The sequence below is a fragment of the Micromonospora sp. NPDC005206 genome, from assembly GCF_040608175.1.
Classification (GTDB): domain Bacteria; phylum Actinomycetota; class Actinomycetes; order Mycobacteriales; family Micromonosporaceae; genus Micromonospora.
Window position 1 is genome coordinate 368,440 of record NZ_JBEXHU010000005.1, and the last position, 21,036, is coordinate 389,475.

General features: G+C 72.9%; 21 protein-coding genes. 17 read left to right on the forward strand and 4 right to left on the reverse strand.

Annotated elements, in window-relative coordinates; translation table 11 throughout:
* Window positions 1–119: 119 nt before the first annotated feature.
* The 3 genes from ABZU69_RS09870 to ABZU69_RS09880 all read right to left on the reverse strand — a co-directional run bounded on the left by ABZU69_RS09870 (window position 120) and on the right by ABZU69_RS09880 (window position 2,063).
* On the reverse strand, window positions 120–959 hold the full coding sequence (locus tag ABZU69_RS09870) for a class F sortase (RefSeq protein WP_354963972.1): 840 nt from the start codon (window positions 957–959) through the stop codon (window positions 120–122).
* 12 nt (window positions 960–971) lie between these two features.
* Window positions 972–1,445, reverse strand: coding sequence for a hypothetical protein (locus ABZU69_RS09875; protein ID WP_354964026.1), 474 nt, complete (start codon window positions 1,443–1,445; stop codon window positions 972–974).
* A gap of 153 nt (window positions 1,446–1,598) precedes the next feature.
* A complete protein-coding gene (locus ABZU69_RS09880) occupies window positions 1,599–2,063 on the reverse strand; it encodes an Lrp/AsnC family transcriptional regulator (protein WP_354963973.1) in 465 nt (154 codons plus the stop codon).
* A 146-nt stretch (window positions 2,064–2,209) separates the two neighbouring features.
* On the opposite strand from ABZU69_RS09880, the gene ABZU69_RS09885 reads away from it, so the two are divergent.
* The 14 genes from ABZU69_RS09885 (at window position 2,210) to ABZU69_RS09950 (ending at window position 15,395) form a co-directional block, all read left to right on the forward strand.
* On the forward strand, window positions 2,210–3,112 hold the full coding sequence (locus tag ABZU69_RS09885) for a tryptophan 2,3-dioxygenase family protein (RefSeq protein WP_354963974.1): 903 nt from the start codon (window positions 2,210–2,212) through the stop codon (window positions 3,110–3,112).
* 20 nt (window positions 3,113–3,132) lie between these two features.
* A complete protein-coding gene (kynU, locus tag ABZU69_RS09890; RefSeq protein WP_354963975.1) occupies window positions 3,133–4,443 on the forward strand; it encodes a kynureninase in 1,311 nt (436 codons plus the stop codon).
* Window positions 4,440–5,777: an NAD(P)/FAD-dependent oxidoreductase gene (locus ABZU69_RS09895; RefSeq protein WP_354963976.1), complete on the forward strand. Its 1,338-nt coding sequence runs from the start codon at window positions 4,440–4,442 to the stop codon at window positions 5,775–5,777. Before kynU ends, ABZU69_RS09895 begins: the two co-directional genes overlap by 4 nt.
* 23 nt (window positions 5,778–5,800) lie before the next feature.
* Entirely contained in the window at window positions 5,801–7,282 is a 1,482-nt protein-coding gene (locus ABZU69_RS09900; RefSeq protein WP_354964027.1) for a 2-hydroxymuconic semialdehyde dehydrogenase, read from the forward strand.
* Between the two features lie 22 nt (window positions 7,283–7,304).
* Window positions 7,305–8,102: a fumarylacetoacetate hydrolase family protein gene (locus tag ABZU69_RS09905; protein WP_354963977.1), complete on the forward strand. Its 798-nt coding sequence runs from the start codon at window positions 7,305–7,307 to the stop codon at window positions 8,100–8,102.
* The gene (locus ABZU69_RS09910) at window positions 8,099–9,028 is read left to right on the forward strand and encodes an acetaldehyde dehydrogenase (acetylating) (RefSeq protein ID WP_354963978.1); all 930 of its coding nucleotides are present in this window, start codon (window positions 8,099–8,101) and stop codon (window positions 9,026–9,028) included. The genes ABZU69_RS09905 and ABZU69_RS09910 overlap by 4 nt, the downstream gene beginning before the upstream one ends.
* Window positions 9,025–10,098 (forward strand): 4-hydroxy-2-oxovalerate aldolase, encoded by a 1,074-nt coding sequence (gene dmpG, locus ABZU69_RS09915; protein ID WP_354963979.1) that lies wholly within the window; start codon window positions 9,025–9,027, stop codon window positions 10,096–10,098. The genes ABZU69_RS09910 and dmpG overlap by 4 nt, the downstream gene beginning before the upstream one ends.
* A complete protein-coding gene (locus ABZU69_RS09920; protein WP_354963980.1) occupies window positions 10,095–10,868 on the forward strand; it encodes a fumarylacetoacetate hydrolase family protein in 774 nt (257 codons plus the stop codon). Before dmpG ends, ABZU69_RS09920 begins: the two co-directional genes overlap by 4 nt.
* Window positions 10,865–11,293, forward strand: a complete 429-nt coding sequence (locus ABZU69_RS09925) for a RidA family protein (protein ID WP_354963981.1) — start codon at window positions 10,865–10,867, stop codon at window positions 11,291–11,293. Before ABZU69_RS09920 ends, ABZU69_RS09925 begins: the two co-directional genes overlap by 4 nt.
* Complete coding sequence (locus tag ABZU69_RS09930; protein WP_354963982.1) at window positions 11,290–11,814, forward strand: 3-hydroxyanthranilate 3,4-dioxygenase; 525 nt, start codon at window positions 11,290–11,292, stop codon at window positions 11,812–11,814. The genes ABZU69_RS09925 and ABZU69_RS09930 overlap by 4 nt, the downstream gene beginning before the upstream one ends.
* On the forward strand, window positions 11,814–12,815 hold the full coding sequence (locus ABZU69_RS09935) for an amidohydrolase family protein (RefSeq protein ID WP_354963983.1): 1,002 nt from the start codon (window positions 11,814–11,816) through the stop codon (window positions 12,813–12,815). Before ABZU69_RS09930 ends, ABZU69_RS09935 begins: the two co-directional genes overlap by 1 nt.
* A gap of 353 nt (window positions 12,816–13,168) precedes the next feature.
* Entirely contained in the window at window positions 13,169–14,632 is a 1,464-nt protein-coding gene (locus tag ABZU69_RS09940) for an amidase (RefSeq protein WP_354964028.1), read from the forward strand.
* Window positions 14,633–14,704: 72 nt separating this feature from the next.
* On the forward strand, window positions 14,705–15,001 hold the full coding sequence (locus tag ABZU69_RS09945) for a hypothetical protein (RefSeq protein WP_354964029.1): 297 nt from the start codon (window positions 14,705–14,707) through the stop codon (window positions 14,999–15,001).
* A complete protein-coding gene (locus tag ABZU69_RS09950) occupies window positions 14,988–15,395 on the forward strand; it encodes a DUF5130 family protein (RefSeq protein WP_354963984.1) in 408 nt (135 codons plus the stop codon). The genes ABZU69_RS09945 and ABZU69_RS09950 overlap by 14 nt, the downstream gene beginning before the upstream one ends.
* A gap of 129 nt (window positions 15,396–15,524) precedes the next feature.
* On the opposite strand, the gene pepN is transcribed toward ABZU69_RS09950, so the two are convergent.
* A complete protein-coding gene (gene pepN, locus ABZU69_RS09955) occupies window positions 15,525–18,074 on the reverse strand; it encodes an aminopeptidase N (RefSeq protein ID WP_354963985.1) in 2,550 nt (849 codons plus the stop codon).
* A 221-nt stretch (window positions 18,075–18,295) separates the two neighbouring features.
* Here pepN and ABZU69_RS09960 point away from each other — a divergent pair, with 221 nt between their 5' ends.
* The 3 genes from ABZU69_RS09960 to ABZU69_RS09970 all read left to right on the forward strand — a co-directional run bounded on the left by ABZU69_RS09960 (window position 18,296) and on the right by ABZU69_RS09970 (window position 20,984).
* Window positions 18,296–18,919, forward strand: coding sequence for a disulfide bond formation protein DsbA (locus ABZU69_RS09960; RefSeq protein ID WP_354963986.1), 624 nt, complete (start codon window positions 18,296–18,298; stop codon window positions 18,917–18,919).
* A gap of 194 nt (window positions 18,920–19,113) precedes the next feature.
* Window positions 19,114–19,695 (forward strand): hypothetical protein, encoded by a 582-nt coding sequence (locus ABZU69_RS09965; RefSeq protein WP_354963987.1) that lies wholly within the window; start codon window positions 19,114–19,116, stop codon window positions 19,693–19,695.
* 89 nt (window positions 19,696–19,784) lie between these two features.
* The gene (locus ABZU69_RS09970; RefSeq protein WP_354963988.1) at window positions 19,785–20,984 is read left to right on the forward strand and encodes a DUF1015 family protein; all 1,200 of its coding nucleotides are present in this window, start codon (window positions 19,785–19,787) and stop codon (window positions 20,982–20,984) included.
* The last annotated feature ends 52 nt before the right edge of the window (window positions 20,985–21,036 follow it).

Genomic DNA, 21,036 nt, shown 5'->3' on the forward strand with positions numbered 1-21,036 from the left:
CCCTGAGCCCGGCGGCTCAAGGCGGCAATGGCCGGCGCGAGGGTTTGCGGGAGCCCGACCCGCGCAGGGATCAAGCCTGACCGCCCGGAGCGGGTCGGGCTCCCGCAACAACCCCAACCTCAGCCACCCTCACGCGACTTGACCAACGAGGCGAACACCACCACGTTGTCCGAGTAGCCGGTCTCGCCGCCGACCCAGCGGCCGCCGCAGGTGATCAGCCGGAGGCTCGGGCGGCTGAAGTCGCCGTACACCTCGTCCACCGGCAGCCGGCCCTTGTCGAACCGCTCCACCGAGTCGACCTCGAAGACGGCGATCCTGCCGTCCGAGCGGGTGACCTCGACCTGGTCGCCGGAACGCAACTCCCGCAGCTGGTGGAAGACCGCCGGCCCGCTGGTGGTGTCCACGTGCCCGACGATCACCGCCGGGCCGTACTGGCCGGGTGCGGGGCCCTGGTCGTACCAGCCGGCCTCCTGGGCGCGGGCCGCGTCCGGCACGGCGATGGTGCCGTCCGGGGCGATGCCCACGTCATGCACCGGCGCCTGCAGGTCCAGCGTGCGGATGGCCAGACCCGTCGGGCGGCTGGCGGGCAGTACCGGAAACTTCTTCGGCGGCGGCCGCAGACCGGCGCTGAGCCGGTCGGGCAGCATGCTGATCCCGGTCACCTGCTCGACGCCGAGCATCGCCACGATCAGCACCATCAGCGCGGCGACGGCCAGCACCGGCACTCCCGGTCCGGTGCCCAACCGCCACCGGGCCGGCGGCGACCCGGCCGGACGGCGTGGCGGCAGCGGGCGGGTCGCCGGGTCGGTGGTGGCTACGCTGGCCGACACCGCCTGCCCCGCGACCCGGCGCAGCCGGCCGGAGGCGCGGGCCAGCAGCCGGCCGGAGGCGCGGAGCGTTGCCCCGGCCCGGCTGCGGGCACCGTGGTCCGGCCGCGCACGCGCGGTTCTGCGGCTCATGGTTGATCCGGCTCAGGAGCCGGCTCCGGTCCGGCGCCGGTTCCGGGCCATGCCGAGCACGATCGCGGTGGCCACGAGCGCCACCCCGCCGAGTACCAGCAGCGATCCGGTGCCGTGACCGCCGGCCGTGCCGCCGCCCCCGGTCGCCGGCCCCTTGCTGGGTGAGGCCATGTTCAGCACGGTCAGCATGGTCGAGGCCGTCTGGCCGTTCTGGCAGCGCAGGTCGACCGGGTAGTCACCGGGCTGTTTGTCGCCCGGGACGGTCACCTCGCCGGTCAGGAACCCCTTGTCCGGTCTGAGCATCACGTTCCCGAACGCGTCGGAGTGCACGTTGGCCTGCTCATTGTTGTTGTTGTCGCAGCTCGCCCGGATATTGACCCGGCTGCCGGCCTGGACGCTGTTCGGCGTCACCTCGATGAAGGTGTTCTCACCGGCGCGTGCCGGCGAGACCGACATCAGGACGAATGCCCCGACCAGCCCGACCAGTGTCAGGGCGGCCGAGAGCGCGCGGTTGATCGTGCGAAGACCCTGCATGATTTCCCCCTCCCGGCGACGACCGCCGGAACCCTCCCCTGGGCACCGCGCTGATTTCCCGCTGGCCAGGGGGCAAACCCGCAGGAGGGCAGGGTGCAGGTGGGGTCAGCGGTGGCGTGAGGTGGTGCCGGCGGACGGGAGCGGGGTGATCGGCTGCCAGTCCAGCGGGGAGGACAGGACCATCGTGCTCGACGGCTGACCGTACGGGGCGAGTCGGTCGATGACCGCCTCGAACTCGCCGATCGAACCGGCCGCCACCTTGAGCATGCTGCACGCGTCCCCGGTGATCCGGTGGATCTCCAGGATCTCCGGCCAGCCGGCGACCGCGGGATCGTGCAGGATGCACCGCGCGCCGTAGCAGGACATCCGGATCAGGGCGACCACGGTGCGACCGGCCCGGGTCAGGTCGACGTGGGCGTGGTAGCCGGTGATCACCCCGGCCTCCTCCAGCCGGCGGACCCGTTCGGCGACCGCAGGTGGGGACAGGTGCACCCGCCGGGACAACTCGCTGAAGGAGAGCCGCGCGTCGGCCTGCAACTCACGCAGCAGCGCCCAGTCCATGTCGTCCACGCTCAGACCTTACTTTCGTGAACTCAATTCGCCTAGCTGCCTTTGTTTCACCAGGAGAACGCGGCGGAAGCCGTTGATCCGGCATTCCGCAGGCCGATCTGACCGCGAGATCATGACGTCGGCAGTCCGGGGGAGGGAGACCAATGGTGGATCAGACGGAGCGGCGGGCGCCGAACCGCGCCGCCACGGTGCGACCGGTGACCCCGCGGCAGCGGGCCGCCCGCGCCGCGCGCAACGGCGGCGAGCCGACGTTGGAGTTCGCCGAGCTGGTGCCGTACGACGCGTACGTGCAGGCGAGCGCCCTGCACCAGTTGCAGCACCCGCTCAGCACCGACCCGGGTGAGATGTCCTTCCTGGTGGTCAGCCAGATCATGGAGCTGTACTTCGGGCTGACCTGCCACGAGCTGCGGGAGACCCAGCGACTGCTGCGCGCCGACCGGGTCTGGGACGCGCTGGCCCCGCTGCGCCGCGCCACGCTGCACCTGGAGGGGCTGAATGCCGCCTGGCAGGGTCTGCGCTGGATGACGCCGGCCGACTTCAACCGGTTCCGCAACCTGCTCGGCGAGGGCTCCGGCTTCCAGTCGGCGATGTACCGGCAGCTGGAGTTCCTGCTCGGGCTGCGCGATCCGGCGCTGATCCGGCCGTTCCGCCGGCAGACCGAGGTGTACGCCGAGCTCAGCGCCGCCCTGGCCAGCCCGAGCCTCTGGGACGACGTGCTCGCGCTGCTCGCCCGGCACGGCTTCGACCTCCCCGCCGACCTGCTCGACCGGGACGTGGCGGTCGAGCACGACCCGCAGCCGTCGGTCGAGGCGGCCTGGGTGCGGATCTACGCCGACGCCGGCCCGGACAACCACCTGCGGCTGCTCGGCGAGGCGTTGAGCGGGGTCGCCGAGGAGTTCGGCGACTGGCGGTGGAACCACGTCAAGGCGGTGCAGCGGACAATGGGCGCCAAGGTCGGCAGCGGCGGCTCCGCCGGACTGGCGTGGTTGCAGCGCAGCATGGCCCGGGTGGTCTTCCCGGAGCTGTGGTCGGCCCGCACCGCGATGTGACCGGAGAGCGAGACACCCCTGTGCACACCCCTCAAACCGAGCCACTGGGCTTCGCCGCTGGCGAAGCGGAGGCCCGCCGCCTGGACGACGCCGACCCGGGCCACCGGCACCTGTTCCACGTGCCGCCGGCCGACGGCGGCAGCCACGCCGAGTCGGCGTACCTCGCCGGCAACTCGCTCGGACTGCAGCCCCGGGCCACCCGTGACGAACTCCTCGCCGATCTGGACGCCTGGCAGCGGCTCGGCGTCGAGGGGCACCTGGAGGCGGAGCGGGCCTGGCTGCCGTACCACGAGCTGTTGACGGCGCCGGCGGCCCGACTGGTCGGCGCCCGGCCCGCGGAGACCGTGGTGATGAACTCGCTCACGGTCAACCTGCACCTGCTGATGGTCAGCTTCTACCGCCCGGCCGGCGCCCGCACCCGCATCGTCATCGAGGACGCCGCGTTCCCCTCGGACAGCTACGCGGTGCGCAGCCAGGCGCGGTTCCACGGCCTGGACCCGGACGAGACCGTGGTCCGGCTGCGCCCGCGCCCCGGCGAGGACGCCCTGCGCACCGAGGACGTGACCGGATACCTGGCCGCCGAGGGTGACCGGGTGGCGCTGGTGCTGCTCGGCGGGGTCAACTACCTGACCGGCGAGCTGCTCGACATCCCGGCGATCACGGCCGCCGGCCGGGCGGCCGGCGCGGTGGTCGGTTGGGACCTGGCGCACGCGGTCGGCAATGTGCCGCTGGCCCTGCACGACTGGGACGTCGACTTCGCCGCCTGGTGCTCCTACAAGTACCTGAACTCGGGGCCGGGCGCGCTGGCCGGTGTCTTCGTGCACGAGCGGCACCTCGGCGACCCCGACCTGCCCCGCTTCGAGGGGTGGTGGAGCACCGCGGCGGCCACCCGGTTCGAGATGACGCCGGTGTCCCGGCCACCGGCCACCGTGGAGGCCTGGCAGATCTCCAACCCGCCGATCTTCGCGATGGGCCCGGTGCGCACCTCGCTGGAGCTGTTCGACGCGGTCGGCATGCCGGCGTTGCGCGTCCGCAGCCTGCGGCTCACCGGTTGGCTGGAGCAACTGCTCGACGAGGTCACCGCCGACCGGCCGCTGCGCGTCATCACCCCGCGCGACCCCGCCCGGCGGGGCTGCCAGCTCTCGGTGCGGATCGGCGCCGGTAGCGCCGCCGAGCTGACCAAGCGCCTGCGGCACGAACACGGCGTGATCGCGGACGCCCGGGAGCCGGACGTGGTCCGGTTCGCCCCGGTGCCGCTCTACTCCACGTATCACGACTGTTGGCGGGCCGCCGCAGCGCTCGCCGCGACGGTTGGGCAGGTGTCCTCATGACTTCCCAGCGCGACGAGATCGCGATCATCGGCGCCGGACTGGCTGGCTGCCTGGCCGCCTGCTTCCTGGCCCGGCGCGGCTACCCGGTGGCGCTCTACGAGCGCCGGCCGGACCCGCGCGCCGGCACGGCGGAGCGGGGCCGCTCCATCAACCTGGCGCTCTCCGAGCGCGGGCTGGACGCGCTGCGCCGGATCGGCCTCGACGAGCAGGTGATGACCGACGCCCTGCCGATGCGCGGCCGGATGATCCACCCGGTCGAGGGGGAGCCGCAGTTCCAGTCGTACAGCGCGGCCGGTGACCGGGCGATCAACTCGATCAGCCGGGGTGCGCTGAACAACGCCCTGCTGGACGCGGCCGCCGAGCTGCCCGGCGTACGGATCGTCTTCGATCACCGGCTGGTCGGGCTCGACCCGACCGACGGCGGCCTGACCTTCGACACCCCGCAGGGCCCGGTCACCGCCAAGGCGTCGGTGGTGCTTGGAGCCGACGGCGCGGGCTCGGCGGTACGCGGGCAGCTGCTGGCGCACGGGCTGCTGAGCGAGAGCGTGGATCTCCTCGACTACGGCTACAAGGAGCTGACCCTGCCGCCACTGGGCGGGGATTTCGCGCTGGATCCGGACGCGCTGCACATCTGGCCGCGCGGCACCTCGATGATGATCGCCCTGCCCAACCCGGACCGCTCCTTCACCTGCACGCTGTTCTGGCCCAACCAGGGCGCAGGCAGCTTCGCCTCGCTGGACAGCCCGGCCGCGATCGAGCGGCACTTCGCCCAGCACTACCCGGACGTGATCCCGCTGGCGCCGGGCCTGGTGGACGACTACCAGCACAACCCGGTGGGCGTGCTCGGCACGGTCCGCTGCACACCCTGGCAGGTCAACGGCACGGTCGGCCTGCTCGGCGACGCCGCGCACGCCATCGTGCCGTTCTACGGCCAGGGCGCCAACTGCGCCTTCGAGGACGTGGTGGAGCTGGACCGCTGTCTCGACGAGTGCGCCGACGACTGGGCGGCGGCGCTGCCCCTGTTCCAGCGGCGGCGGCAGGAGAACGCCGAGGCCATCGCGAGGATGGCGTTGACCAACTTCGTGGAGATGCGGGACAAGGTCGCCTCACCGGTCTTCCAGCTCGGTCGGCGGGTGGAGCACGCACTGGAACGGGCGCTGCCCGGCCGGTACGTTTCCCAGTACGAGCTGGTGTCCTTCTCCACCACCCCGTACGCCGAGGTTCGCCGTCGGGTCCGCCGGCAGCACCGGGCGCTCGGCGTGCTCGCCGGCGGCGCCGCGTTGCTGCTGGTCGGTGCGATCGGCGCGGCGCTCAGCCGAGGGAGGCGCGCATGACTGGCAGCTGGGATCCCCGACTGATGGACGGCCGGGCGCCAGCCGGGCCACCGCGGCTGCGCAACTTCGTGGCCGGCGAGTTCGTCGACGGAGGGCCGACGTTCACCAAAATGAGCCCGGTGACCGGCGAGCAGGTCTTCGAGGTGGCCGAGGCGTCGAAGTCCACCGTGGACGACGCGGTGGCCGCCGCCCGGGCCGCGCTGCGCGGGCCGTGGGGCCGGATGGGCGAACGCGAGCGCGCCGAGGTGCTGCGCCGGGTCGCCGACGAGCTGGAACGCCGCTTCGACGACCTGGTCACCGCCGAGGTCGCCGACACCGGCAAGTCCATCGCCCAGGCCCGCACGCTGGACATCCCTCGGGGCGCGGCGAACTTCCGGGCGTTCGCGGAGATCGTGGCGACCGCGCCCACCGAGTCGTTCACCACGGTCACGCCGACCGGCGGTCGGGCGCTCAACTACGCGGTCCGCAAGCCGGTCGGCGTGGTCGCGGTGATCGTGCCGTGGAACCTGCCGCTGCTGCTGCTCACCTGGAAGGTCGCCCCCGCGCTGGCCTGCGGCAACGCCGTGGTGATCAAGCCCAGCGAGGAGACGCCGGCCTCGGCGACGGTGCTCGCCGAGGTGATGGCCGCCGCCGGCGTACCGGCCGGGGTGTTCAACCTGGTGCACGGGTTCGGGCCCGACTCGGCCGGCGAGTTCCTCACCCGCCACCCCGGGGTGGACGCGATCACCTTCACCGGTGAGTCGGCCACCGGCGGCGCGATCATGCGAGCCGCCGCCGACGGGGTGAAGGCGGTGAGCTTCGAGCTGGGCGGCAAGAACGCCGGCCTGGTCTTCGCCGACGCCGACCTGGACGCTGCGGTGGCCGGCTCGGTGCGCTCCAGCTTCACCAACGGCGGGCAGGTCTGCCTCTGCACCGAGCGCATCTACGTCCAGCGTCCGATCTTCGAGGAGTTCACCGCCCGGCTGGCGAAGCGGGCCGGCGAGCTGGCGTACGGCTGGCCGGCCGACGAGGCGACGGCCACCATGCCGCTGATCTCCCATCAGCACCGGGCCAAGGTGCTCGGCCACTACGAGCTGGCCCGCGCCGAGGGCGCGAAGGTGCTGACCGGCGGCGGCACGCCCACCTTCGGTGACGCTCGCGACGGCGGGTCGTACGTGCAGCCGACGGTGCTCACCGGGCTCGGCGCGGACGCCCGCACCAACCGCGAGGAGATCTTCGGCCCGGTGGTGCACGTCGCGCCGTTCGACACCGAGGACGAGGCGTACGCGCTGGCCAACGGCACCGAGTACGGGCTGGCGGCGACGGTGTGGACCCGGGACGTGGGCCGTGCGCACCGGGCCGGTGCCCGGCTGGACGCCGGCATTGTCTGGGTCAACACCTGGTTCCTGCGCGACCTGCGTACCCCGTTCGGCGGGGTGAAGGCGTCCGGCATCGGCCGCGAGGGTGGCGTGCACTCGTTGAACTTCTACTCCGAACTCACCAACGTCTGCGTGGACCTGTCGTGAGCCACCGCAGCGAGGAGCGGGCATGAAAGCTGACATCGAGGCCGCCAACCGGGAGCTGGCCGAGGCCCGCACCACCGGCAAGCCGTGCCCACCCCTGCGCGGCCGGCTGCTGACGGAGGGCGACGTCGAGTCGGCGTACCGCGTGCAGCAGCTCCAGGCGCGGGCCTGGCAGGGTCAGGGCGAGCGCCGGGTCGGCGCGAAGATCGGGCTTACCTCCCGGGCGGTGCAGGAGAGCTTCGGGGTCTTCCAACCGGACTTCGGCATGCTGACCGACGCGATGGCCGTCGCCGACGGCGCCGAGGTGGCCATCGACCGGCTGCTCCAGCCGCGGGTCGAGGCGGAGGTCGCGTTCGTGCTCGGCAAGGATCTACCGGAGCCGCGGATCACCACGGTCGACCTGGTCCGCGCCGTCGACCACGTGCTGCCGGCGATCGAGATCGTCGACTCACGGATCGCCGCCTGGGACATCTCCATCGTGGACACGGTCGCCGACAACGCCTCCAGCGGGCTCTTCGTGCTCGGCACCACGCCGCGCCGGCTCGCCGACCTCGACCTGCGGCTCTGCGGGATGGTGCTGGAGCACGCCGGTGAGCCGGTCTCGGTGGGCGCCGGCGCGGCCTGCCTGGGCAACCCGCTGCACGCCCTGCACTGGCTGGCCGGCACGCTGGCTCGCGCGGGTGACCCGCTGCGCGCCGGGGACGTGGTGCTCTCCGGGGCCCTCGGCCCGATGGTTCCGGTCACTCCGGGGGCCGCGTACGAGGCGCGGATCTCCGGGCTGGGCTCGGTGCGGACGTGTTTCAGCAAGGAGGGTGGTCAGTGACGACCGGTGTGGCGGTGCTCGGTTCCGGAAACATCGGCACCGACCTGATGATCAAGGTGCTGCGGCTCAGCAGCCAGCTGCGGATGGTGGCGATGGCCGGCATCGATCCGGCCTCCGACGGCCTGGCACGGGCCCGCCGGCTCGGCGTGGCCACCACCGCCGAGGGCGTGGACGGGCTGGTCGCGATGCCGGAGTTCGCCGACGTCGAGCTGGTCTTCGACGCCACGTCGGCCGGCGCGCACCGGCGACACGACGAGGTGCTGCGCGCGCACGGCCGCACGGTGGTCGACCTGACCCCCGCCGCGCTCGGCCCGTACGTGGTGCCGCCGGTCAACCTCGACGAGCACCTGCACGAGCCGAACGTGAACATGGTGACCTGCGGCGGGCAGGCGACCGTGCCGATCGTCGCCGCGGTGCGCCGGGTCACCCCGGTGGCGTACGGGGAGATCGTCGCGTCGATCGCGTCCCGCTCGGCCGGGCCGGGCACCCGGGCCAACATCGACGAGTTCACCGAGACGACGGCCCGGGCCATCGAGGTGGTCGGCGGCGCCGAACGGGGCAAGGCGATCATCGTGCTGAACCCGGCGGACCCGCCGCTGCTGATGCGCGACACCGTCTACTGCCTCTGCCCGGACGCCGACGCCGACACCGCCGCCATCGCCGCCGGGGTGGCCGACATGGTGGCGACCGTGCAGGAGTACGTCCCCGGCTACCGCCTCAAGCAGGACGTGCAGTTCGACCGGGTGGAGGCGTACCTGCCGACGCTCGGGCGTCAGCTCACCGCCCTGCAGGTGTCGGTCTTCCTGGAGGTCTCCGGCGCCGGGCACTACCTGCCGGCGTACGCCGGCAATCTGGACATCATGACCTCCGCCGCGCTGCGTACCGCGGAGCGGCTGGTCGCGCTGCGTGAGGTGATCGCCCGATGACGGCCCTGTACATCCAGGACGTGACGCTGCGCGACGGCATGCACGCCATTGCCCACCGGTACACGGTCGACCAGGTGCGCGCCATCGCCGCCGCGCTGGACGCCGCCGGGGTGGCCGCTATCGAGGTGGCGCACGGCGACGGGCTCGCCGGCTCCAGCGTCAACTACGGCCACGGCGCGGCCAGCGACGCCGAGTGGATCTCCGCTGCCGCCGAGGTGCTGACCACGGCGAAGCTGACGACCCTGCTGCTGCCGGGCATCGGCACCATCGCCGACCTGAAGGCGGCGAAGGCCCTCGGGGTGACCAGCGTCCGCATCGCAACCCACTGCACGGAGGCCGACATCTCCGCCCAGCACATCTCCTGGGCGCGGGAGAACGGCATGGACGTGGCCGGGTTCCTGATGATGTCGCACATGAACGACCCGGCCGGGCTGGCCGGGCAGGCCAAGCTGATGGAGTCGTACGGCGCGCACTGCGTCTACGTCACCGACTCGGGTGGCCGGCTGCTGATGTCCGACGTGGCGCAGCGCGTCGACGCGTACCGGCAGGTGCTGGAGCCGGAGACGCAGATCGGCATCCACGCCCACCACAACCTGTCCCTCGGGGTGGCCAACAGCGTGCTCGCCGTCGAGCACGGCCGGGTCACCGGGTCCGCCCCGGCCGACGCCGACGCGGCGCACGGTCGGACCGTGCGGGTGGACGCCTCACTGGCCGGGATGGGCGCCGGCGCCGGCAACGCCCCGCTGGAGGTCTTCGTCGCGGTCGCCGAGCTGCACGGCTGGCGGCACGGCTGCGACGTGTTCGCGCTGATGGACGCCGCCGACGACCTGGTCCGTCCGCTGCAGGACCGGCCGGTCCAGGTGGACCGGGAGACGCTCTCCCTGGGGTACGCCGGGGTCTACTCCAGCTTCCTGCGGCACGCCGAACGGGCCTCGGCGAAGTACGGCGTCGACGTCCGTTCGATCCTGGTCGAGCTGGGACGGCGACGGATGGTCGGCGGCCAGGAGGACATGATCGTGGACGTGGCGCTGGACCTGGTGGGTCAGCGCGAGAAGAAGGTGGCGCAATGATCGGCGTGGACACCGTGGGCGTCGCGGCGAAACTCGGCGCGGCGGCGGACACCGCCACCGCCATTCCACAGCTCGCCGCGGAGGTGGGGCTGGACGTGCCGAGCGCGTACGGCGTGCAGGCGGCGCTGGTGCAGCGCCGACTGGACCGGGGTGAGCGGCTGGTCGGGCTGAAGATGGGTCTGACCAGCAAGGCGAAGATGGCGCAGGTCGGCGTGGACGAGGTGATCTGGGGGCGGCTCACCGACGCGATGCGGGTGCCCGACGGCGGCGTCGTCGACCCGGCCGCGTACATCCACCCCCGGGTCGAGCCGGAGGTGGCGTTCCTGCTGGACCGGCTGCCCGAGCCGGGCGAGCAGGTCGGCGACTTCGCCTCGGCGGTCCGCGCGGTCGCCCCGGCGATCGAGCTGATCGACTCCCGGTACGCCGACTTCCGGTTCTCCCTGCCGGACGTGATCGCAGACAACACCTCGGCCGCGGCGTTCGTCATCGGGCCGTGGTCGCCGGTGCCGGACGGGTTGGACAACCTCGGCGTGTTGCTGGAGGTCGACGGGCGGGTCGTTCAGGTCGGCTCGACGGCGGCGATCCTCGGCGATCCGCGTCGGGCGCTCGACGAGGGCATCCGGCTGGCCGGCCGGCACGGCGTGCGCCTGCAGTCCGGGTGGGTCTTCCTGGCCGGCGCCGCCACCGCCGCGGTGCCGCTGCGTCCGGGTGCGCACGTGCGGGCCGTGGTGGAGAAGCTCGGCACGGCGTCGTTGAAGGCGTCGGCATGAGCGGCGGGGCGCGGGTGGTGGCCGGAAAGGCCACACCGCGGGGGGCGTTTCCGCACGTCAAGGTCGCGGGCGGGTTCGTCTTCGTCTCCGGTACGTCGTCCCGGCGGGCGGACAACTCGTTCGCCGGTGTCGAGGTGGACGAGTTCGGGACGACGAACCTCGACATCCGGGTGCAGACGCGCGCGGTCGTCGAGAACGTCCGGGATCTGCTGCGCTCGGTCGGCGCCGACCTGGCCGACCTCGTCCAGGTGACGTCGTACCTGGTCAGCATGAACGACTTCGGTGGTTACAACGAGGTGTGGGCGGAGTTCTTCGACGCGTCCGGGCCGACCCGCACGACGGTGGCGGTGCACCAGTTGCCCCACCCGCACCTGCTCATCGAGATTCAGGCCGTGGCCCTTCTTCCCTCGGGAGGTCAGTCGTGAGTGAGATCGCCGAGCCGTTCAGTTTTCCGGGATGGATCGCGGACAACCAGCACCTGTTGAAGCCGCCGGTCGGCAACAAGGAGATGTTCCCCGGCGGGGACGACTTCATCGTGATGGTGGTGGGCGGGCCCAACCAGCGCACCGACTTCCACGTGGACCCGTACGAGGAGTTCTTCTACCAGGTCAAGGGCAACATGCACATCAACCTCATGAGCCCCGAGGGGCCGCGCACGGTGCACGTGCGCGAGGGGCAGATGTGGATGCTGCCGCGGAACACCCCGCACTCGCCGCAGCGGCCGGAGGCCGGTTCGATCGGTGTCGTGGTCGAGCGGGTCCGCGAGGAGGGCACGCTGGAGACGTTCCAGTGGTACTGCCCGGAGTGCGGGCACAAGGTGCACGAGGTCGAGTTGCAGGTCCGGGACATCGCCGCCGATCTGCCGCCGGTGTTCCAGGCGTTCTACGCCGATGAGGCCGCGCGTACCTGCGCCAACTGCGGCACGCTGCACCCGGGCAAGGGCTGATGCCCGCAGGCGTGGTCGACGTGCACACGCACGTCGTACCGAAGGGATGGCCGGACCTCGGCGCCGCGTGCGGCGGGTCCGGCTGGCCCTGGCTGCGGGTCGACTCCGAGCGGGCCGCGATGATCATGGTGGGGGAGTCGGAGTTCCGGCCGGTCGGCGCCGAGTGTTGGGATGCGGCGAGCCGACTGGCCGACATGGACGCGGACGGCGTGGACGTGCAGGTCGTCTCGCCGACACCGGTCTTCTTCAGCTACGACCGCCCCGCCGATCAGGCCGTGAAGGTCGCCCGGATCTTCAACGACCTGACCCTGGAGGTCACCGCGGGCGGCGGCGACCGGTTGGTGCCGTTCTGCCAGGTGCCGTTGCAGGACCCGGACGCCGCCTGCGCCGAACTGGACCGCTGCCTGGCCGCCGGGCACGTCGGCGTGGAGATCGGCAACCACGTCGGCGACCGGGACCTGGACGACGCCGGCGTGGTCACCTTCCTCCAGCACTGCGCTGAGGTGGGGGCGCCGGTCTTCGTCCATCCGTGGGACATGCCGGGCGGCCCCCGCCTGGACCGGTGGATGGCCCGCTGGCTCACCGGGATGCCCGCCGAGACGCACCTGTCGGTGTTGGCGATGATCCTGGGCGGCGTCTTCGACCGGGTGCCGGAGACGTTGCGGCTCTGCTTCGCGCACGGCGGCGGCAGCTTCCCGTTCTGGCTCGGCCGCGCCGACAACGCCTGGCACCGCCGTGGCGACCTGGTCCGTGGCGCGTCGGCAGCTCCGCCGAGCAGCTACGTCGACCGGTTCAGCGTCGACTCGGTGGTCTTCGCGCCGCCCGCGCTGCGCCTGCTGGTCGACACCATGGGAGAGGACCGCGTGCTGGTCGGCAGCGACTATCCGTACCCGTTGGGCGAGCGGCCGGCCGGCGCGGTGGTCCGCGCGGCCGACTTCCTCACCGCCGAGCAGCGCGACAAGGTCCTCGCCACCAACGCCCTGCGCTTCCTGCACGGCTGAGCGCGGTCGCCCTTGCTTGCTGGCTCGCCCCCCGCGGTGGCGGCCTTCCCAACGACGGTGGCGGCCTTACCCACCCCCTCGACAGCCTTTGCTCTGCTTCACTCCACGCAACACCGACCGTCCGGATATCGGACGCTCCCTTGTTGCGTGCGTTGAAGCAGTGCAAAGGCTGTCTGAAGGACTGTCGGCGGTCCGGCGGCAGCGGCGGAGCAATCGAGCGGGAACCGGGCGGGCACCCGCGACGAGCGGCTGTACGGCGACCAAGGGCGCGGCGGCGAGAGCGGCGGCGGCCGGTTGCCGATCGTCGGCGCGTGACGAGTGCACCGGAGGCCGGCGGCCGGCAGGATGACGGCATGGCCGACATGCACGACCTGACCGCGTTGGAGCAGGCCGCCGCCGTGGCGCGCGGCGAGCTGTCCAGCGGGGACCTGGTCGAGCACCACCTGCGCCGGGTGGCGGCGATCGGCGACACCGTGGGCGCGTTCGTCACGGTCACTCCGGAACTGGCCCGGGAGGCCGCCCGCGCGGCCGACGCCGTGCCCGCCGAGGGACGTGGCCCGCTGCACGGCGTACCGACCGCGATCAAGGACCTGACTCTGACCGCCGGGGTCCGCACCACCTTCGGGTCGGCTGCCTTCGTCGACTTCGTCCCGCCGGTCGACGCCGACGTGGTCCGGTTCATCAAGGCCGCCGGGCTGGTGAGCCTGGGCAAGACGACCACCTCCGAGCTGGGCTGCTCGCTCTACTCGGAGGGCCGGGTCGCGCCGCCGGCCCGCAATCCGTGGCAGCTCGCGTACACCGCCGGCGGCTCCAGCGGCGGCGCGGCGGCGGCGGTCGCGGCCGGGCTGGTCCCGGTCGCCCAGGGCTCCGACGGCGGCGGCTCGCTGCGCATCCCGGCGTCGCTCTGCGGCCTGGTCGGCTACAAACCCAGCCGCGGCCTGGTCTCCGGCGGGCCGCTCGGCTCCGGCGCTTTCGGCCTGCCCACCAGCGGGCCGCTCGGCCGGACCGTCACCGACGTCGCCGCACTACTCGACGTCATGGCCGTGCCGGTGCCCGGTGAGCCCTACCTGCCGCCGGCCGCGCCGCCCGGCGGTTACCTGGCCGCCGCCCGCCGGGCCGAGCCCGGCCGACTGCGGATCGGCCGGTTCACCACCCCGATGCTCGCCGACGAGCCGGTGCACCCCGACTGCGTGGCCGCCGTGGACCGGGCGGCCGCGCTGCTCACCGCCGCAGGCCACGAGGTGGTCGAGGTGCCGGCGCCGCTCGGGCCGGAGGCGTGGCCGCTGTTCGAAGTCATCTGGTACGTGCTGGCGCTGGCCCCGGTGCCACCGCAGCGGGAGTCGGAGCTGCTGCCGCTGACCCGGCTGCTGCGAGCCCGGGGTGCCGAGGTCTCCGCCGGCGCCCTGGCCGCCACCCTCGGCGAGTTGCAGGCCCAGGTACGCCTGGGCGCCCGCCGCACCGCAGGCTGCGATCTGCTGCTCTGTCCCACCCTGGCCACACCGCAGGCACCCGTCGGCTGGTTCACCGCGGACGGCGACCCGGCGGCCGATTTCGACCGGCAACGCCGCTTTTCGCCCTACTGCGCCATCTTCAACGTCACCGGCGATCCCTCCGTGTCCCTGCCGCTGGGCACGACCACCGACGGCCTGCCCGTCGGGGTGCTGCTCACCGGCCGGTACGGCGACGACGCGCGACTCATCGCGGCCGCTGCGCAACTGGAGAACTGGTGTGACCAATGGGATCGGCACCCCGCAATCTGGCGGGCCGTCGACTCCGCTAACGTGAATGGCGACGGAGTCGGCCGATCGCCATCATGATCGTTCATCCGACCCGGTTGTTCGAGGTCCTTCTTCCGCCTGGGGGCGTTGGGATTGTCTGTTACCGAGACGTTGCTGGTCTTCGTCGGCATCCCGGCGGCCGCAGTGCTGGTGATCGCCGGCCTGGCGTACGCCGGCGGCCGCGGCGGTGGTACCGGTGGTGGTGGTGGCTCCAAGCGCTACCGCCCGGGCCGACCCTTCGACTTCACTCCGGTCTGGTTCCTTGGCCGCCCGGAGCAGCTGGCCGACTCGGCCGGCACCGCGCTGACTGCGGGCGCGCAGGCGCCCGCGCTGACCAGCCACAAGCTTGAGCAGGCCAGCGTTGAGGCGCCGGCCGGTGGAACCGGAGGCGCAAGTGACCGTTGGTGAGGAGCAGGCCGGGACGGTAAATCCGCCCGAGGTGCTGGACGGGCCGTTCTCGACCCGTCAGTTGCTGCGCATCGACGAGGCGCTACGCCTGGCCGACCAGGGCACCGGCCTGGTCTTCTCGGTCTTCGTCGGCGGCCTCGACGAGCCGGTCCGGGAGCACGCCCAGCGGCTGCACCGCCAGCTCGCCAACCCCGACAAGTCGGTGCTGATCGCGGTGTCGCCCAACCAGCGGCAGCTGGAGATCGTCACCGGACGGCACTCCCGCAAGCGCATCCCCGACACGTACGCCAAGCTGGCCGCGCTCTCCATGGTCGGCGCGTTCAGCGGGGGCGACCTGGCCGGCGGCATCATCAACGGCCTCGACCAGCTCGCCAGCCACGCCGGCAAGGGCTGAGCCCTTCCTCATACGAGAAAGCCCGGCCCGCTTTCAGCGGGCCGGGCTTCGCTCTGTGCGGGCTGGTTTCACGCCGAGGGGCCGGCGCGGGCTGCCGCCCACGCCGACCCCTCGGTCGGATACGGCCGATCAGGCGCCCTGGGCGTCCTTCGCTCGGGCCTTGAGCGCCCGCACGACGCCGTCGCGGCCCTCGGCGACCAGCCGGCGCAGCGGGCCGGGGTGCCCGTCGCCGGCCAGCCACGCGTCGGTGGCCGCCACCGTGTCGTCCTCCACCAGGTAGGTCGGGTACGCCAGCTGGGCGAACTCCTGCGCCGGCTCGCTGTCCCGGGTGGCCCACACCTGGCCGACCGCCGCGAAGTACCGCTCCCGGTACGGGGCGACCAGCTCCACCTGCGCCGGGTGGGCGAAGCCCTGCAACAGCGCCCGGTGCCGCCAGTTGGGCAGCGCGTCCGGGCCGGTCAGCAGCGCCCACACGGCGGTCTTGTTCTCCGCGGTCGGCACCAGCGCGTGCGCGTACGCGGCCTCCCGCTCGCCACTGGCGGTGCGGTCACCGGCCAGCTCCGCCTCGACCTCGGCGGCGCCGGCCGCGCCGTTGGCCACCAGCGCGCCGAGCACCGTCCACCGCAGCTCGGTGTCCACGGTCAGCCCGGCCGGCGCGCCGGAGCCGTCCATCCAGCCGCGCAGGGTGGCCAGGTCCTCCTCGGAGCGGGCCGCCGAGGCGTACGCCCGGGCCCAGGCCAGCTGGAACCCGCTGCCCGCCTCGGCCGCCGCGAGCGCGTCCCTCGCGGTGCGGGCCAGCTCGGCCCAGCCGGTCGGCGCCCAGGCGGGGTCGGCGTACAGGGTGAGGGTGGTGGTCGCCTGCCGCAGGGTGGCGGTGACCAGGTTGATGTCGGTCTCGGCGGGCAGCCCGCTGACCACCAGCGCCACGTAGTCGCGGGCCGCCAGCTCCGCGTCGCGGGTCATGTCCCACGCCGCGGTCCAGCACAACGCCCGGGCCAGCGACGACTCGAAGCCACCGATGTGCTGCACCACCGTGGCCATCGACCGGTCGTCGAGGCGCAGCTTGGTGTAGCTCAGGTCGTCGTCGTTGAGCAGCAGCACGTCGGCCGCCCGGACGCCGCGCAGCTCGGCGAGGTCGGTGCGCTCGCCGGTCACGTCCACCTCGTGCCGCTCGCGGCGGACCAGCCGCCCGTCGGTCAGGTCGTACAGGCCCACGCCGATCCGGTGCGTCCGCATCGTCGGGTACGCGGCCGGCGCCTCCTGCCGGACGACGACCTGCTGGTACGTGCCGTCCGCGCCGATCGTCACCTCCGGGCGCAGCGTGTTGACCTGCGCGGTCTCCAGCCACTGCGCGGCGAACTTGCGCAGCTCCCGGCCCGAGGCCGCCTCCAGCTCGGTGAGCAGGTCGTCGAAGGTGGCGTTGCCCCAGGCGTGCTTGCCAAAGTATGCCCGCAGCCCGGCCACGAACGGCTCCTCACCCACGTACGCGACGAGCTGCTTGAGCACGCTCGCGCCCTTGGCGTAGGTGATGCCGTCGAAGTTGACCTCCACGGCCTCCATGTCCGGCATCTCGGTGTAGACCGGGTGGGTGGAGGAGAGCTGGTCCTGCCGGTAGCCCCAGTTCTTCCGGATGGACAGGAACGTCGTCCACGCCTCGGTGAAGCGGGTGGCGTTGGTGTTGCACCAGTGGCTGGCCCACTCGGCGAACGACTCGTTCAGCCACAGGTCGTTCCACCAGCGCATGGTGACCAGGTCGCCGAACCACATGTGGGCCATCTCGTGCAGGATCGTGTTGGCGCGCTGCTCGTACTCGAAGTCGGTGACCTGCGAGCGGAACAGGTAGTGCGACTCGGCGTGCGTCACGCAGCCGAAGTTCTCCATCGCGCCGGCGTTGAAGTCGGGCACCCAGAGCTGGTCGTACTTCGGCAGCGGGTAGCGCACCCCGAACTTCTCGTGGAAGAAGTCGAAGCCCTGCTTGGTGATCAGGAACAGGTCGTCCGTGTCGAGGTAGGGCGCCATCGACGCCCGGCAGAACGCGCCCAGGTCGATGCCGTCGTGGGTGTCGCGCACCTCGTGGTACGGCCCGGCGCACATCGCCGTGATGTAGGTGCTCATCCGGGGCGACTCGGTGAAGTGCAGCGTCTTGAGCCCCTCACCCGCCGGCTCCTCGCGCTGCACCGGCATGTTGGACACCGCCCGCCAGTGCGCCGGCACGGTGGCGTGCCAGGTGTACACGCTCTTCAGGTCCGGCTGGTCGAAGCAGGCGAAGACCCGCTGCGCGTCGGCCGTTTCGAACTGGCTGTAGAGGTACGTCTCGCCGTCCACCGGGTCGACCGTGCGGTGCAGCCCCTGACCACTGTTGGAATAGCCGAAGTCGGCGTCGACCACCAGGGTGTTCTCGCTGTCCAGCCCGGACAGGGTCAGGCCCTTCTCGGCCGACCAGTCGGACAGGTCGACCGGAGCGCCGTTCAAGGTGGCGGAACGCACCGCGTCGGCGGCCACCTCGATGAACGTGCTCGCGCCCGGCTCGGCACAGCGGAACCGGACCTCGGTCGTCGACCGGAACGTGCGGCCGTCGGCCGCCAGCACGGCCGTCGACAGGTCCAGACTGATGTCGTACCCCGTAACGTCGAGCAGGCGGGCCCGCTCGGTCGCCTCCACCTGCGTCAGGTTGCGCACTCCCGGCACTGTTCGTCTCCATCCCACGTCTCGCCGTACGCCCGGCGGCGCCCGTCCGCCGACCGCTCGTGGCGGCCGGTCCGGATCCGAGTCTTCCACGTACCGGCAGCCGCCGGTGGCCGAGGTCACGCTCTGATTCGGGTGCCAGCCGGCGCGGCCCGGGGTGAAGATTCGTGGAGACGCCGGATCGCCGGCGCCACCTGTCGCGAAGGGACCTCACCGTGACCGAACGTGTCGCCGTGGACATGTGGTTCGATCCGATCTGCCCGTGGGCGTGGATCACCTCCCGCTGGCTGTTGGAGGTCGAGCAGGTCCGGGACGTGGACATCCGTTTCCACGTGATGAGCCTGTCGGTGCTCAACGAGGGCCGGGACCTGCCCGAGCAGTACCAGGAGCTGATGAAGAGCGGCTGGGGTCCAGTGCGGGTCTGCATCGCCGTGGAGGAGCGCTACGGCTCGGATGCCGTCCGCAAGCTCTACACGGCGCTGGGCACCCGGATCCACCTCGGCAAGGAGCAGCTCGGGCCGGAGCTGTTCGCCGCCGCGCTGACCGACGCCGGCCTGGACCCGTCGTTGGCCGAGGTGGCCGGCGGCACCGAGCACGACGCGGCGCTGCGGGCCAGCCACGAGGCCGGTATGCGGCCGGTCGGGCAGGACGTGGGCACCCCGGTGATCCACGCACCCGGCCCGGACGGTGGCCAGGTCGCGTTCTTCGGCCCGGTGATCACGCCCGCGCCGAAGGGGGAGGCTGCCGGCCGGCTCTGGGACGGCGTACTGCTGGTCGCCGGCACCCCGGGCTTCTACGAGCTCAAGCGCACCCGCGAGCAGGGCCCGATCTTCGACTGATCCACGACCACCACGCGCCCCCGTTCCGGACACCGTCGGTTGCCCGGGCGGGGGCGCGTCGCGTCGGACGCCGGGTGCGCCGCCGGGGCCGGGAACGGTCACGGCGTCACCGGTGGACGGGCGGCCTCGTTTCCCTCGGTGTCCGCCGCAGCGACCCGCAGGGCCGCACCCCGCAGCTCGTGGAGGCAATCCCGATGGCCAAGCACCGTGCGTCCGGTGACGATCAACTGACCCGGCAGGGGGTGATCGAGACTTCCGGCGCGGCCTACTGGTCGGTCGACGACTCCCGCTGGCCGGTGGTTCGTCCCGACCTTCCCGCCCACCTGGTGGACCTGCTCGCCCCGCCCATCGTGGTCGGCGTGGCCCGGGTCCCGGTCACCTCCCGCCTGACCCCGCCCGCCGACAGCCCGCCGGCGGAGCCGCTCGGGATCCCCGCGCTGGCCGTCCAGGCGGCTCCCGTACCGTCGGCGCCCGCGCCGGCCCCGCTGTCGGCGGCCACACCGTCGGCGGACGCGCCGGCCCCGCTGTCGGCGGCCGCGCCGGCCGAACCCGCGCCGCCTCCGCCGGCACCCGCCGCCCCGCGTCCGGTGCCGACGCCGCCGCTGAACCCGCGACCCGTCCCGGCGCCGCCGCACGAGCCGCGTCCCGTGCCGGGGCCGCCCGCCGCGCCGCGCCGCAACGCGACCACCGGACCCGCCGCGACCGGCCGGCGGGGCAACGGCGGGTCCGCCGTCGCCGGCCGGCACCGTCGGGGCGCGTCCGGCCGGGCCGGTTGATCGCCGCGCCCCGGCCCAGCGCTTTCATCTGGTGGACGCCGCGCGGGTCCCCGCTACCGGCGACGTCGTCGCCGGTAGCGTCAGCGGACATGACGGTCGTACATCCGATCGCCCGGGCCTGGATCACCACCGGCGGCACCGGCGCGCAGAACTACGACGAGTTCGCCGACGACGCGGAGATCACCGCGATCATCGAGGCGAACCCGCATAGTGCCCTCGGCATCGAGATGCCGCACCGGGCGCCGGAGAGTAAGGGCAAGTCCTTCCTCGACGCGCTGCCGGACGCGGTGGCCCGACTCGCCGAGGCGAAGGCCGACGGCAGCTACACCCCCGCCGAGCAGGTGGTGGTGCTCTACCGGATCAGCGCGCCGGACGACGAGCCGGCGTACGGGCTGTTCGCGATGGTGGACACCGACCAGATCTCCACCCGGGCCGACGAGCCCGGCCTGGTCATCCGCAACGAGGACGTCTTCATCGCCAAGGTGCGTGAGCGGGTGGCGCTGGCCGAGTCGCTCGGTCACCTGCTCTCACCCGTACTCCTGCTCCAGACGGGGCGCGGTGACGAGCTGCACGCCGCGCTCGCGGCGGCGACCGAGGCGGCCGGCGCGCCCGCCGCGGCGGACACCGACCAGGCGGGGCGCACCCACGCCATCTGGCTGCTCGGCCCCGGCCCGGAGCAGGACGAGTTGACCGGCCTCGCGGGCGGCGGGGACCTGGTCGTCGCCGACGGCAACCACCGCAGCCTGGCCGCCCAGACCGGTGGGCTGCCGCGCTTCCTGGCCGTGGTGACCACGCCCGCCTCGGTGGCCATCCAGCCGTACAACCGGCTGGTCAGCGAGCTGACCACCACGCCGGACGAGCTGCTGGACCGGCTGCGCGCGGCGGGAGCCGAGATCGAGCCGATCGACGGCCCGGTCGAGGTCCCGGCGGCTGGCGGCACCGTCCACCTCCGGCTTCCCGGCCAGGGGTACGCGGTGCGCCTGCCCGGCACCGCCGGCGATCGCCTGGAGAACCTGGACCACGCCCTGGTCGAGCGGCTGCTGCTGCGCGACGTGCTGGGCCTGGACCCGGGCGACAAGCGGATCACCTACGTGGGTGGTGACTACCCGGCGAGCTGGCTCACCGGGGAGGTCGACGCCGGGCGGGCCGAGCTGGCGATCCTGATCGCGCCGGTGACCGTCGCGGACTTCGTCGCGGTGAACCTGGCCCGCGAGAAGATGCCGCGAAAGAGCACCTGGTTCACCCCGAAGGCGCGTGGCGGCCTGGTGGTCGCCGAACTGCCCCGCTGAGCGACCGGCCGCACGGCCGTGTGACGAACCCGGCTCGGGGACGCCGCCCCTG

Bases quoted from the DNA above. Each gene is read 5' to 3' on its own strand.
- ABZU69_RS09870 (WP_354963972.1), bottom strand. From the start codon at position 959: ATGAGCCGCAGAACCGCGCGTGCGCGGCCGGACCACGGTGCCCGCAGC.
- ABZU69_RS09895 (WP_354963976.1), top strand. From the start codon at position 4,440: ATGACTTCCCAGCGCGACGAGATCGCGATCATCGGCGCCGGACTGGCT.
- ABZU69_RS09900 (WP_354964027.1), top strand. From the start codon at position 5,801: ATGGACGGCCGGGCGCCAGCCGGGCCACCGCGGCTGCGCAACTTCGTG.
- ABZU69_RS09905 (WP_354963977.1), top strand. From the start codon at position 7,305: ATGAAAGCTGACATCGAGGCCGCCAACCGGGAGCTGGCCGAGGCCCGC.
- dmpG (WP_354963979.1), top strand. From the start codon at position 9,025: ATGACGGCCCTGTACATCCAGGACGTGACGCTGCGCGACGGCATGCAC.
- ABZU69_RS09920 (WP_354963980.1), top strand. From the start codon at position 10,095: ATGATCGGCGTGGACACCGTGGGCGTCGCGGCGAAACTCGGCGCGGCG.
- ABZU69_RS09925 (WP_354963981.1), top strand. From the start codon at position 10,865: ATGAGCGGCGGGGCGCGGGTGGTGGCCGGAAAGGCCACACCGCGGGGG.
- ABZU69_RS09935 (WP_354963983.1), top strand. From the start codon at position 11,814: ATGCCCGCAGGCGTGGTCGACGTGCACACGCACGTCGTACCGAAGGGA.
- ABZU69_RS09940 (WP_354964028.1), top strand. From the start codon at position 13,169: ATGGCCGACATGCACGACCTGACCGCGTTGGAGCAGGCCGCCGCCGTG.
- ABZU69_RS09965 (WP_354963987.1), top strand. From the start codon at position 19,114: ATGGCCAAGCACCGTGCGTCCGGTGACGATCAACTGACCCGGCAGGGG.
- ABZU69_RS09970 (WP_354963988.1), top strand. From the start codon at position 19,785: ATGACGGTCGTACATCCGATCGCCCGGGCCTGGATCACCACCGGCGGC.